The sequence below is a fragment of the Methanobacterium sp. CWC-01 genome (genome assembly GCF_030323845.1).
GTDB classification, from domain to species: Archaea; Methanobacteriota; Methanobacteria; order Methanobacteriales; family Methanobacteriaceae; genus Methanobacterium; species Methanobacterium aridiramus.
The window spans coordinates 1506163-1518741 of sequence record NZ_CP040735.1 but is presented as its reverse complement, the minus strand read 5'-3'; the positions used below and the strand labels follow the sequence as shown (position 1 = coordinate 1518741).

Sequence of the window (12579 nt, the reverse complement as noted above, 5' to 3'; positions counted from 1 at the left end):
CAAAAATAAAGAATAAGGAGGGATTAGTAAACCTTCACTACCCCTACCACATTTTCTTTGGGAAGCCAGGCATCCAGTGGTGTTTTCTCGATGGTCACCACTTCTTCCACTCCATTTACAACTCTGCTTTCGGTGCCTACAATCTCTGTCTCACGGTTGTCACTCTTGAGATAAACCTGGTCGCCATCGATTTCGGCCACCCTCTTTACGATAAGACCATAATCAGGATGTACAGCCACTACCAGGTCGTTAACCTGAAACTGGTCGGTTTTTAGCACGATTATGTCCTGACCATCCTGCAGGGTGGGTACCATGGAAGTTCCCTTCACCGTGGCCGGCATGGGCAACTGGTCTTCTCCAAACTGGGATACCAGTGTCACCTCGGCAGTGTAGCCGTAACTCTGAGCTATGCTCTCCATGTCGGCTTTAATACTCTCCACGGTGCTAGTTTCATCCTGAACATCCTCCAGGGCCTTATCTTTCATCTGGGATATCATATCCTCAGGTACATTTCCCAGGGGCAGGGGAGAGGTGGATCCTTTAACCGTTACATCGGTACCATTGGTCTCTACAGTTATGTTAACACTGGTGCTGGATGTGGCCCAGTAGGCTGCGACAGCCAGTAATAGCAATACCAGAATCCCTATAATGAGCCATGTCCTTGATTTCAAATATATCACCTTCTATTTATGAATACGTCTAAGATTTCACGGGTAGTTTTTATATCCAGTTGTCCAGGAGCTATTTCGCCCTCTAAAGATGCATAGGTAATTGGTGAGCCTAAAAGGGGTGCTACTACACGGGTGTAGCTTCCAAGTTTTCCCATGGCAATGGCGATGGTATTCTCACATCGGCAGACCACTTCCAGAACGGTGAGCGTGTCCTGCATCTTTTGGGGCATCACCGCCAGCTTGGCCAGGTCTCCCTCGGCTGTGGCCATTCTGGCAATCCTGAAAAGCTCATCCCGGGGGGGAGTCTCCTGGAAATTGTGGTAGGATATTATGGTTGATTTAGATGCTTTTATAATTTCGGATATATATTTATCCCTGGTCTGGAGTTCAACATCAACATAATCAGCCCATTCCGCCGCTGCCAGTAATACTTCTATTCTTTCAGTTTCTGATCCCTGGAAGAATCCACCTTCCCCTTTCATGCGGTTGGTGGCAATCAGAGGATGGGGTATCTGCTTTAAGAGATCACGAACCCCCTCCGGATCCAGTTCAGTAAGTGCGTCTAAACGTATTTCCACAAGATCCGCCCCACTTATCATGGCAGCAGCAGCAGACTTGATCATATCTGCACCATTTTCATGGAATATGGAAGCACATACATATCTGGGTTTTTGTAAAAATTCCTTCACTTCTCCCTTACTTGGATTCATGGTGGGGCATCCTAGGTTAGTTTTACCTGTTAATATTTTGTTGGAAGGAATAATTATAATTATAAACTAAAAATTATTTACCATGCCATAGTTTTAGTGAAAATCTATAAGAGCCACCAATCTTAATATAATCTAAAACAGATGACTGAATTTATCTACCCATAATTTAAAAAAACCCACTTCTTTAACCGCTCAAGAGGAGATAGGTGATAATTTGAAACTAACTTCCATTGGTGCCGATATTTCCCGAAACGATGTGCATTGCAGCCCGGAACTTGTTAAAAGCATAGAAGAGGATCTACCCCGGTTGATACGGGCCGGTGCCCAAAAGGCGGCCCTGACCAATGTAACCGGGGATGACCTGGTTATCAGTGCCTTTCTCGAGGATGAATATCTAGAGAAGGTTAACCAGACCATGGTGGAGATACTGAAGAAAAATGCCGAGGACCTGGGAGATATTGATGGAATATCCCCCACCCCAGAGGGTGCTGGAGAGGGCATATCCTACGCTGAAGCCCGGGTACGGCAGGACCGGTTTCCGGATGCAGTAATTTTATCCTTTGATACCTATGGTGGTGAGTCCTTCGTGCACCTGGTGGCCGAATCAGCCATGAAGGCCGCTGCAGGCATGGATGGGGTAACTGACATTGGTGGCGGTAGTGTGGATGGTGTTAGGAATATACCCGGAGTGGGCTACGTGTCGGATATGACCGACGACCCGGTGGTGGCGGTGACCATTGAGGACTTGGAGAGTGTCGGAGCAATAGCCGGAGCCATGGTGGGAGCTGCTCTGGGAAACAAGAACGTTTACCTGGTAAGAAGGGGTTCACCTTCCTACGTCATCCCCGGAAGCGTGATCCTGTCCGTCAGCGCCTACATGAACGGTAACGTAATGGACCTGGCTGGACCATTATCCCAGCGCATGAAAATATTGAAGGTGTAATTAATTAATAAATTAAAGAAAGACTAATTATAATTATATAATTGATAATCGGAAGGTGTTATGGGTGATAATTCTCGATGAAAATACCAAGTGTGTGGTGCAGGGCATAACCGGAAAGCAGGGCTCCTTCCACACCCAGAGCATGCTGGACTATGGCACCAACATCGTGGCCGGAACTTCCCCCGGGAAGGGTGGCCAGGACTTCCAGGGTGTGCCGGTGTACAACTCCATAGAGGAGATCAGGGAAGAAATGGAAGTCAATGCGTCCATAATATTCATCCCCGCAGCCTTCGCCAAGGACGCGGCCTTTGAAGCTTTATCACAGCTGGAAACCGTGGTGGTGATCACTGAACACATACCCATCCATGACACCCTGGAGATAGTGGCCTACGCCCGTAAAAATAATAAAATCCTGATCGGCCCTAACACTCCAGGTATTATAACCCCAGGGGTTGGTAAACTGGGAATCATGCCAGGTCACATCTTCAATCCGGGTGATGTGGGTATCGTGTCTCGCAGTGGCACCCTCACCTATGAAGTGGCCAGTCAGATCACCCAGGCCGGCATGGGCCAGAGCACCTGTCTGGGTATTGGTGGCGACCCAGTGGTTGGTCTGGACTACAGCGACGTCCTCCAGAGATTCCAGGATGACCCCGGAACCAGAGCCATGGTAATGATTGGAGAGATCGGAGGCAACGCTGAGGAGAAAGCGGCGGATTTTATCGCCCGGAACATCGATAAACCGGTGGTGGCCTACATCGCCGGAGTTACCGCTCCTCCAGGTAAGAGGATGGGACACGCCGGAGCCATAATAGAGGGGGAAAGTGGAACTGCTCTAAGTAAAAAGACCGCTCTGGAGAATGCCGGTGTGGAAGTGGCGGACCGACCCTCCCAGATATCGGAAATAATAAAAAAACTTCTATAAATCATCTTATTTTAAAAGTGAGTCGCATGCCTGAAAAAGATCATATCGTGAATAAACTCTTAAAAGGAGAGATCAAACTCCACCAGGTGGAAAACCACGCCGAGAGCGCGGAGGAAGCCACCCTGATACGCCTCTTATTTGCCCAGAAGATATCCGGGGCAAAAATGGAACATCTATCTCGTTACTCCATGGATATGGGGGAAGCCCTAAAACGCAACATCGAAAATCCCATTGGAGCTATCCAGATACCGGTAGGGATCGCTGGGCCCCTTACAGTTAAGGGAGAACATGCTCAGGGAGACTTTTACGTGCCATTGGCCACTTCGGAAGGAGCTCTGGTAGCATCAGTGAATCGGGGTTGTTCAGTTATCAAGGCCTCCGGAGGAGTTAAGGTAGGTATCGTGGCCGATAAGATGACCCGAGCTCCAGTGATAAAGGCATCAGGTCTGCAGGAAGCCCTGAAAGTCAGAACCTGGATTGAAGATAATTTTGAAGATTTAAAAGAAGTAGCAGAAAGCACCACCCATCACGGTAAACTGGTTAAGATCGATCCAGTGGTGGTGGTGGGTCGCTACCTGTATCCCCGTTTCGTTTACACCACCGGGGACAGTATGGGTATGAACATGGTAACCATGGCCACCGAAGCTGCCCTGGAAGTTCTAAGCCAAAAAACAGGAGCCCATGTGGTGGCCCTCGCGGGTAACCTCTGCGTGGATAAAAAACCATCCGCTATTAACCTCATCGAGGGACGGGGTAAGAGTCTGGTGGCCGAGGTCCTGGTCCCCCGGGAGGTGGTGGAGAAGAAACTGCACACCACCGTGGAGGCCATAGTGGAGGTTAACATCGCCAAAAATCTTGTTGGATCTGCTATATCAGGTAGTATGGGCTTTAACGCCCACTATGCCAATATGATCGGGGCTATATTCCTGGCCACCGGCCAGGACGAGGCCCACATAGTGGAGGGTAGTCTGGGGATAACCGTGGCCCAGGAAGATGAGGGGGATCTGTACTTCTCGGTGACCCTGCCCGATGTGCCCCTGGCCACCTTCGGAGGGGGAACCCGTCTGGAGACCGCCCGAGAGTGTCTGGAAATCATGGACGCCTATGGTTCGGGTAAGGTAGGAAAATTCGCAGAGATAGTAGCAGGAACCGTTCTGGCCGGGGAGCTTTCACTCTTAGGAGCCCTGGGAGCAGGTCACCTGGCCCGTGCCCACCGAGAACTAGGCAGAGGATAAACGACCCTATTTTTTTAACCTGGAGAAAAATCGATATGAACATCCACGAATTCATAGCAGAATACTTCAAGATGAGCCGTTACGTGGCTTTGGGAACTATGGACGGGATTCTGGCTGTTATGGGAGTAATCCTAGCCGCCAGTGGTGTGGCTGGAGTGGCTGGAAGCGAGATACCCAACTACGTAATTGGTTTAACTGGTTTAAGTGGGGGAATAGCCCTGGCCATGTCCAATGCCTTCGGATCATTCATTGGAGAAAGAGCCGAGGAGGTAAGGACCATCCGGGAACTGGAGCAGAAGATGATGCTGGAGGAGGGTAAGCTGGACGACACTCACATACACCAGGAGGCCAAAAAGCGTATCTACATGAGTATGTTCACCCACGGTTTTTCCAGTTTCACCGGTTCCTTCGTGCCGGTGGTGCCGTTTCTACTTATTTCAAGCCGCTTTTCAGCAACAATATGGACTATAAGCCTTTGCTTTGTGGCCCTGGTGCTTTTGGGAATCTACCTGGGCCGGGTGTCCCGGGAAAGTCTGTTAAAAACCAGTGTGGAAATCCTTATTATCGGAGTGGTGATCAGTGTCATCAGTTTCCTCATTGGTGGCAGCCACTAAAAGAAAGCCGCTTATCAGCCGATAATTTTAAAAATCCAGTTCTATAGCGTACAGTCTCTCCACATTTTCCACGTGGATACGGTATGCGTCATCCTCACTGATTAAACCAGCATTTAAAAGCTTGCGAGTTCTTCTAGGCACGGTTTTAGGCCCCAGGACTGCCCCAGGCCGGGATAGGTCATCCAGGTAATCGGTTTCCATGAGAAAATTAGTTCCTTTTTTAAGTCCCGCCCGAATCACGTCTCCACTGGATATCAAGGAGGGGGTAAGTCCGTGGTTCTCCTCCGGCAGCACCAGGGGTCCGGAAAAGTGTTTGATGACTTTTTCCCGTTTGAGACCGGCCTGGTCGGCCAGCTGGGCAAATTCCAGAAATTCATCGGGACCGGCGCTTTCGGTATGAAGCTGCACTGGACAATCTGCCTCCCGGGCCAGTTCCATGGCATAGAGGAGCAGCCGATTATGGACCTCCATCTCCTCCGGGGAGACCTCATAGTGGGGTCGTCCTACTTCTCCCATGGCCACGGCCTGACCCTCCAGCACCAGTTTCTGGGCGGTTTCCAGGGCCTCCCGCATCAACTGTTCACCATCCCCCAGGGTGGTTCCTTCCCGTAAGAGGCGGCTGAGTTCCGCTGGATGTGAACCCACCACTGCAAAGGCTTGAACCTCAGTTTCACTGTTTATCCTGTCCACGTAGCCCACCACCAGTTCCATAGCCCTTTCAAAGTCACATCCCTCCCCTACGGTCCAGGTGGGCTTGTTGGGTATGATCATGGCGGTGCCACCGGATCGGTGGAATTTCTGGGCCACAGGCAGGGGTCCCTCCCCGTTGATGGGATCCACGTGTATATGATTGTCAGTGGCTGGGATCCGGGTTATGTTAAGATCCTCCTTTTACATTACGATAGCGATAGTAGCCGTAAAACCATCTTATCGACCACAGAAAATGGAAAATAGCCAGTGGAATATATGAGACAAAGTATAATACCATAATTAACCCGAGAACCACCTGGATAATCCCTATGATCAAGAAGGTGATGGGGTTTCTTAAAAAGAAAGATACAAAGCCAGTGATACCCAGGGCCTCCCCGGATAAGGATGTCACGGTCTGGACCGAGCCCCCAGCCAGGAACCAGAAAAAAGCGAATATGGCTACTAAAATTCTAAGCACCGATCGTCTGGTGGATAGTACTTTGTCCATCTCAGATGATAACTTTTCGTGCTCTTCTTCCTCCTCTACCTCATCCTTCCCATCTTCTTTCATAAAATCAGCCCCCACGATAATCTCTTAGTTTATATTTAGTGGTTTTTTTCTAAAAACTTATGCTTCACTAAGAAGATGCTTATATCACTCGGTAATTCAATAGATGATTTGCTAGATCTTGTTGCCCAAGGTCCTCATCAAGCTTCTTTCGAACACTTCCACCGGAGGGGTAACCCCGGTCCAGATACGGAAGGACTCCATCCCCTGGTATAACAGCATTTTAGTGCCGTTTAATGTTCTAGCACCGATACTTTCTGCTTCCTTCAGGAGATTGGTCTTTAGGGGGTTGTAGATAATATCGTTAACCACCAGTTCCGGGTGCATCTGTTGACCCCTAATCAGGGGGGGCTGGTCCTGGTGGGGATACATTCCCACTGAGGTGGTGTTTATAAGGATGTCCGTACTGGATAGTTCCACTTCCCCGAGACCTGTGGCCTCTGGGGAGAATTCCAGTTTACTCTGGATATCAAGGGCCAGTTGAACCGCCTTTTCCGGGGTGCGGTTGGCAATGACCAAATCTCCAATTCCATTTAAAATTAGCTGGAAGGCCAGGGCCCGGGCCGCTCCTCCGGCACCCATGATAAGCACCTTTTTATCTTTAACCGGGGTTATCTCCTCCAAAGCCTTCACCGCCCCCAAGCCATCGGTGTTGAAACCCTTAGCCTTGTCTTCGTTGAATTTAATGGTGTTCACCGCCCCGATAAGTTGGGCCGCCGGGTCCACTTCATCCAGGTAAGGTATCACCGCGGTTTTATGGGGTATGGTGACGTTCAAACCCCTTATTTCAAGAGACCTAGCCCCCTGAATGGCCTTCTCCAGGTTCTCACCACTTACATGGAAGGGGACATAGACGTAATCCATTTCCAGATGTTTAAAGGCAGCATTGTGCATGGGGGGTGAGAGGCTGTGTTCCACAGGATCTCCAATGATGCCTACCAGGAGGGTTTTGCCGGTTATCATTTAATCACCACCAGACAGATACTTCTCATTTAATTCAAGCTAACTAAGTAAGGAATTCAAATATTAGTGTTACAACTTCATTCTAACTTTATTATTTCTGTTATAAACTCTTTTATTTGGAGATTATGCTATTTGGGGTTTAAGCCTGACCATAGTTTATTACACCATCAAGGGTATAATCACAATCTTCAATTTCAAGTGACATGACAAAGTATTTTAAAGCGCCTTATTAGTCATAATCTTAGGTCTACTGTTCTCATTACTAAGGGACTTGTGAAGTATAATCGGTGTTTTAATCGCCACCATAATTGTGGGTTACATGGTCAGTGGCGGGGCAATGAATGGCGCTGTGAACAGAGCAATATCAGGTGTTATTGGAGGATTAATCCTGGGCATCCTGGCTGCACTTTTCGGCGGTATATTCGCCGGACTGGCCATAGGATTAGTTGCCGGCGCAGCTGTCGCGGTGGTGCTGGTAGTTATGTTTGGTATCCTCGGATTCATCGGCGGGGCCATCGTCGGATTTCTTAAAGGTCACCCTACAAGGAAACCAAATATGACCACCTATTAATTATTATTTTTTTTATTTTTTTAAAAAATCAATCAATTAGATTTAATTATTTCAATTGATTTAATTATTTCTATTTTTACGATTAAATTCCGTGAATTAAACCCGGTATCTGGATTCCAACACCTAACCTACTGGTTATATTTCATTTAATGCCATGGTAAAAATTAGAATTTAAAAAAAAATTTAATCTTAATCCTTCCTTTATATGGAAGATTTTATATTGATGATTTTAGAGAGTATTGGATGATAAGGGTTTAGGTTTTAATTAATGACCAAGTTAAACCGACTCTATAGTTTAAGTTTATTTAGGGGTGTTATGATGCCTGCCAAGCAGAGGTTCGTTTTAGACACAACGGCATTTACTGATAATCAGTTGAGGGATGATTATGGGAATGGTGAACTGGACCAGACCGTGGATGTACTTCTGGATCTAATTGCCAGTTCCAGGATAACGCTCAATATAAGCTGTCACATGCCCCCCGTAACTTATAAAGAGTTTTCGGATTATATGGCACGTTACGAGTGTCCAGAAAGTATTATGGTTAAGTCGGAGACCTGGATAGTTAAGAAAAGTCCGAATCGTTATGATACCAAGATTCCCTCGGAGATCTTCTACGAATACGTGCAGGACATGAGGGAACGTATGAACAAGGGCATGCGCATCTCGGAAAGTGCCCTATGGGAAGCAGCAGTGGAGTCCATGGTCATGATGTCCCGCGGAGAGAAGAAAAACCAGATAGAACTGGAAGTCCTGGGCAAGGCCATTAAGGACTTTCGTAAAAAGTACCGGGCCGCTCTGAGGAAAGGGACCCTGGATAGCGCCCCTGACCTGGATGTTCTCCTGCTGGCCAAGGAATTGAAAGCCGGAGTGGTGGCTGCCGATGAGGGTATTAAGGTCTGGGCTGAAAGACTGGGCCTGCGATTTTTGAGTGCCAAATCATTCCCCCAGATGCTGCGGGAATACCTGAAGTATTACGAGTAAGGAAATATTACCACTAAATGGAATAGTACAGTAACATACTAGTTTAGCTATAAGAACTAGATGGTATTACTCCAAATATAGGATTGGGATTTATTTTTAAATCTTAAGATTGGTTACCAACTTAATTTCATGGAGAATCTTAAATGGAACTACAAAAACCGCGTGGAACGCGTGATTTCCTCTTTGAGGAAATGAGAAAGAGAAAGTATGTGGAGGGAACCCTGAGAAGGATCTTCGAATTGTATGGTTACCAGGAGATCAAAACCCCCCTCTTTGAGGATCTATCACTTTTCACCCTCAAATCCGGTGAGGGGATCACAGAACAGATCTATCACTTCCAGGACAAGGGAGGTAGAGACCTGGCCCTCCGGCCTGAACTAACCGCCCCGGTAGCAAGATTATACCTTAACCAACTCCAGAAAGCTCCTAAACCCTTGAAAATGTACTATTTTGGTAGTTGCTTCCGCTACGAGCGGCCCCAGGCCGGGAGGTTCCGGCAGTTCTGGCAGATGGGATGTGAACTGATTGGGGGTAAGTCTCCGGATGCCGAGGGTGAAGTGATAGCCCTGGCCGCCCATTGTCTGGAGGAACTGGGACTGGAAGACTTCGAGATACACATTGGTAATCTGGGGATAATCAGGGGAATCCTTAACCAGGCGGAAGTTTCCAGCCCGGAACAAACCCAGATCATGGCCATCATAGATAAGGGAGAAGTTGAGGAGTTAATGAAGTTTTTAGAAGACATGACCATGGAAAACTCCTATAAAAACATGCTACGGGAACTTATTGGCCTGCAGGGACACCGTGAAGTTCTAGAGCAAGTTGAGGAAATGGTGATGAACAATTCCCAGGCCATTGGTGCCCTGCAAGAGCTTGAAGGACTCCTGGAGGTCTTGGATTCGGTTGGATTTTCCAACTACATCGTTAACCTGGGTATTGCCCGGGGTCTGGATTATTACAGTGGAACTGTTTTTGAGATATACGTCCACGGACTGGGTGCCCAGAAACAGATAAGTGGTGGGGGAACCTATAATTTAATAGAAATATTTGGTGGAGAGAAGGTGGAATCCACTGGATTTGCCTTTGGCTTCGATCGGGTCATGGAAGCCCTTCATCAGCAGGGCACCTACTTACCACTGGACAAAGTTGTGGAAGTTTTTGTGGCACCAGTATCCCCGGAAGTCAAATTAAAGTCATTCCAGATTGCTCGGAAGCTCCGGGAGGCGGGCATTCCCACCGAGACTGATCTGGCCGGTAAAAAGTTCAAGAAGTTACTGTCCCACGCCAACAACCTGAAGGTGAATTATGTGGTGTTGGTAGGTGCCCGGGACCTGGAACAGGGCCAGGTTACAGTTAAAGACATGGACAGTGGCCAGCAGGAACTGGTGGCCCTGGAAGATGTGGTGGATGTTCTCACAGAAAGGACTAGGGGATGATTTCATGGTAATGGATTTATCTGAATTTAATTTCCGACACTCTATGGGTGGGGAGGAACTGCTAATTGCCGTGGCCCAGGACCAGAAGACCGGGGAAGTGTTGATGGTAGCCTTCATGAACCGTGAGGCACTCAGTCTAACCCTGGAAACTGGCATCGCCCACTACTGGAGCACCAGCCGGAATAAGATCTGGCTTAAAGGGGAAAGCTCCGGACACCAACAGCAGGTGGAGGAGATCATGGTGGACTGTGACGCCGATGCCCTGGTTTTAAAAATTAAACAGGAAGGAGCGGCCTGCCATGAAGGATATTATTCCTGTTTTTTCAGGAAAGTAGATTCCGATGATGGCTTTAAACTTAAGATTATGAGAGATAAGGTCTTTGAACCAGAACAAATCTATGGAGAGGGGTAGTATTGAAAATTGTTCCTGATACCAGTGTCATCGTGGATGGGCGGATCACCCGTATAGTCCAGGACGAGGAATATAAGGGTTGTGAAGTTATAATCTCCGAGGCAGTGGTAGCTGAATTGGAAAACCAGGCAAATAAAGGAAGAGAAACTGGTTTTAATGGATTGGAAGAACTTAAGAATCTGCAGAAGTTGCACAGTGAGGGGCGGATACATGTCAGCTACGTGGGACGCCGGCCCACCCTGGATGAGATTTCCCTGGCCCGAGGGGGTGAAATAGATGCCATGATCCGCAGCACCGCCGGAGAATACCAGGCCACCCTCATGACCAGTGACCGGGTGCAGAAGGAAGTGGCTGAGGCCCAGGGACTGAAAGCGGTTTACCTGAAGCCGGAGATGCTGGAGTACCGGGACATCGAGGTCACTCGCTTTTTTGACAAGAACACCATGTCCGTTCACCTGCGGGAAAACGTGATCCCCATGGCTAAAAAGGGAACACCTGGCAATGTTAATCTGGTTAGAATAGGTTCCAGGCCACTTAGACGGTCAAAAATAGAGTCAATGGCTCGTGAAATAGTTGAGAGGGCCAAAAGTGACTTTAGAAGTTTCATAGAAATAGAGTGGGACGGTGCCACGGTGGTGCAGTTCCGGGAGTACCGGATATCCATTGCCCGGCCACCATTCTCGGATGGAGTGGAGATAACCATTGTCCGGCCGGTGGCCAAAGTATCCATGGACAGTTACAGTCTTCCTGATAAACTCATCGACCGTCTGCAGAACATGGCCAAGGGAGTGCTCATTGCCGGGCCCCCCGGTGCTGGTAAAACCACCTTCGCCCAGGCCGTGGCCGAGTTCTACCTTAAAAGCGGCTCCATAGTGAAGACCATGGAGTCCCCCCGGGACCTGCAGGTGGGAGATGAAATAACCCAGTACGCCCCCCTGGAGAAGGATATGGGCAAAACTGCAGATATACTGCTACTGGTGCGTCCGGATTACACCATATACGATGAGCTGCGTAAAACCAAGGACTTCCGTATCTTCGCTGATATGAGGATGGCCGGGGTGGGCATGGTGGGGGTGGTGCACGCCACTCGTCCCATCGATGCCATACAGCGCATCATCGGCCGGGTAGAGCTGGGTATGATACCCTCCATTATAGACACCACCATCTACATCGATGAGGGACAGGTCAAGGCCATCTACCAGGTGGCATTAACGGTGAAGGTGCCCAGCGGAATGGTGGAAGCGGATCTGGCCCGGCCGGTAATTGAAATCAGAGATTTTGAAACCGGAAATCTGGCCCATGAGATTTACACCTACGGGGAGCAGACCATCGTCATGGATGTGGGCCCGGAGAGAAGGGAGAAACCTCCAGTGCACCGTATCGCTGAGAAGGAGATCGAACGGGAGATCAAAAAGAGAGTCCCCCAGGCCAGGATAAAGGTGGATATGAAATCAGACCGGCGAGCCACGGTGTGGATCGATGAAGAGTACGTGGCCCAGCTTATAGGTAAACGTGGAAAGAACATAGAGGAAATAGAGAACCAGGTGGGTATCAGCATCGGTGTGGAGTCACTTCAGTCCCGGGAGATCCAGGATCAGGCCCCGGTGGAAGTGGATTTGGCTGGTAACTACGTGGTGCTCCAGTTTGGCAAAGAATCAGTGGGAACCCCCTTCGACATCCTGGTTAACAATGATTACCTGTTCACCGCCACCGTGGGCAAAAAGGGCCATATTAAGATAAAAAAGGATATAGAGTTGGCGGAGATCATCTTAGATGCTCTGCAGAAGAACAGACCCATAGGAGCCCGGGTGCGGAGAGATTAGGGTTTAAGAAAGGATAGTGTTAAGAATATAGCTATG

The 12579-nt window shown here is 48.6% G+C and carries 14 protein-coding genes; 9 read left to right on the top strand and 5 right to left on the bottom strand.

What is annotated here, in order from left to right; translation table 11 throughout:
• Positions 1–23: 23 nt before the first annotated feature.
• Positions 24–680 carry a S24/S26 family peptidase gene (locus FGU46_RS08285; protein ID WP_286473963.1) on the bottom strand — a complete coding sequence of 219 codons (657 nt, stop codon included), beginning with the start codon at positions 678–680 and terminating at the stop codon, positions 24–26.
• Entirely contained in the window at positions 677–1381 is a 705-nt protein-coding gene (gene aroD / locus FGU46_RS08280) for a type I 3-dehydroquinate dehydratase (protein ID WP_286473961.1), read from the bottom strand. Before aroD ends, FGU46_RS08285 begins: the two co-directional genes overlap by 4 nt.
• A gap of 214 nt (positions 1382–1595) precedes the next feature.
• On the opposite strand from aroD, the gene FGU46_RS08275 reads away from it, so the two are divergent.
• The 4 genes from FGU46_RS08275 (at position 1596) to FGU46_RS08260 (ending at position 5098) form a co-directional block, all read left to right on the top strand.
• Positions 1596–2324, top strand: a complete 729-nt coding sequence (locus FGU46_RS08275; protein WP_286473959.1) for a hypothetical protein — start codon at positions 1596–1598, stop codon at positions 2322–2324.
• Between the two features lie 64 nt (positions 2325–2388).
• Positions 2389–3249: a succinate--CoA ligase subunit alpha gene (gene sucD / locus FGU46_RS08270; protein ID WP_286473957.1), complete on the top strand. Its 861-nt coding sequence runs from the start codon at positions 2389–2391 to the stop codon at positions 3247–3249.
• Between the two features lie 26 nt (positions 3250–3275).
• Positions 3276–4484 (top strand): hydroxymethylglutaryl-CoA reductase (NADPH), encoded by a 1209-nt coding sequence (gene hmgA, locus FGU46_RS08265; protein ID WP_286473954.1) that lies wholly within the window; start codon positions 3276–3278, stop codon positions 4482–4484.
• Positions 4485–4519: 35 nt separating this feature from the next.
• Complete coding sequence (locus FGU46_RS08260) at positions 4520–5098, top strand: TIGR00267 family protein (protein ID WP_286473952.1); 579 nt, start codon at positions 4520–4522, stop codon at positions 5096–5098.
• Between the two features lie 27 nt (positions 5099–5125).
• On the opposite strand, the gene FGU46_RS08255 is transcribed toward FGU46_RS08260, so the two are convergent.
• The 3 genes from FGU46_RS08255 to FGU46_RS08245 all read right to left on the bottom strand — a co-directional run bounded on the left by FGU46_RS08255 (position 5126) and on the right by FGU46_RS08245 (position 7319).
• On the bottom strand, positions 5126–5965 hold the full coding sequence (locus FGU46_RS08255) for a TatD family hydrolase (RefSeq protein WP_286478420.1): 840 nt from the start codon (positions 5963–5965) through the stop codon (positions 5126–5128).
• A 10-nt stretch (positions 5966–5975) separates the two neighbouring features.
• Positions 5976–6359, bottom strand: a complete 384-nt coding sequence (locus tag FGU46_RS08250) for a hypothetical protein (protein ID WP_286473951.1) — start codon at positions 6357–6359, stop codon at positions 5976–5978.
• 111 nt (positions 6360–6470) lie between these two features.
• Positions 6471–7319: a shikimate dehydrogenase gene (locus tag FGU46_RS08245; RefSeq protein ID WP_286473949.1), complete on the bottom strand. Its 849-nt coding sequence runs from the start codon at positions 7317–7319 to the stop codon at positions 6471–6473.
• A 280-nt stretch (positions 7320–7599) separates the two neighbouring features.
• Here FGU46_RS08245 and FGU46_RS08240 point away from each other — a divergent pair, with 280 nt between their 5' ends.
• From FGU46_RS08240 to FGU46_RS08220, 5 genes are all read left to right on the top strand, one after another.
• Positions 7600–7890 (top strand): DUF5518 domain-containing protein, encoded by a 291-nt coding sequence (locus FGU46_RS08240; protein WP_353619902.1) that lies wholly within the window; start codon positions 7600–7602, stop codon positions 7888–7890.
• A gap of 319 nt (positions 7891–8209) precedes the next feature.
• Positions 8210–8872, top strand: coding sequence for an RNA ligase partner protein (locus tag FGU46_RS08235; protein ID WP_286478416.1), 663 nt, complete (start codon positions 8210–8212; stop codon positions 8870–8872).
• Positions 8873–9015: 143 nt separating this feature from the next.
• Positions 9016–10308, top strand: a complete 1293-nt coding sequence (hisS, locus tag FGU46_RS08230; RefSeq protein WP_286473947.1) for a histidine--tRNA ligase — start codon at positions 9016–9018, stop codon at positions 10306–10308.
• Positions 10309–10318: 10 nt separating this feature from the next.
• Positions 10319–10720: a phosphoribosyl-AMP cyclohydrolase gene (gene hisI, locus FGU46_RS08225; RefSeq protein ID WP_286478414.1), complete on the top strand. Its 402-nt coding sequence runs from the start codon at positions 10319–10321 to the stop codon at positions 10718–10720.
• A gap of 2 nt (positions 10721–10722) precedes the next feature.
• Positions 10723–12543, top strand: a complete 1821-nt coding sequence (locus tag FGU46_RS08220) for a PINc/VapC family ATPase (protein WP_286473945.1) — start codon at positions 10723–10725, stop codon at positions 12541–12543.
• The last annotated feature ends 36 nt before the right edge of the window (positions 12544–12579 follow it).

What these genes read in the sequence shown, in the direction of transcription:
- aroD (WP_286473961.1), bottom strand. Translation starts at nt 1,381, where the DNA reads ATGAATCCAAGTAAGGGAGAAGTGAAGGAATTTTTACAAAAACCCAGA.
- hmgA (WP_286473954.1), top strand. Translation starts at nt 3,276, where the DNA reads ATGCCTGAAAAAGATCATATCGTGAATAAACTCTTAAAAGGAGAGATC.
- FGU46_RS08260 (WP_286473952.1), top strand. Translation starts at nt 4,520, where the DNA reads ATGAACATCCACGAATTCATAGCAGAATACTTCAAGATGAGCCGTTAC.
- FGU46_RS08250 (WP_286473951.1), bottom strand. Translation starts at nt 6,359, where the DNA reads ATGAAAGAAGATGGGAAGGATGAGGTAGAGGAGGAAGAAGAGCACGAA.
- FGU46_RS08245 (WP_286473949.1), bottom strand. Translation starts at nt 7,319, where the DNA reads ATGATAACCGGCAAAACCCTCCTGGTAGGCATCATTGGAGATCCTGTG.
- FGU46_RS08235 (WP_286478416.1), top strand. Translation starts at nt 8,210, where the DNA reads ATGCCTGCCAAGCAGAGGTTCGTTTTAGACACAACGGCATTTACTGAT.
- hisS (WP_286473947.1), top strand. Translation starts at nt 9,016, where the DNA reads ATGGAACTACAAAAACCGCGTGGAACGCGTGATTTCCTCTTTGAGGAA.
- hisI (WP_286478414.1), top strand. Translation starts at nt 10,319, where the DNA reads ATGGATTTATCTGAATTTAATTTCCGACACTCTATGGGTGGGGAGGAA.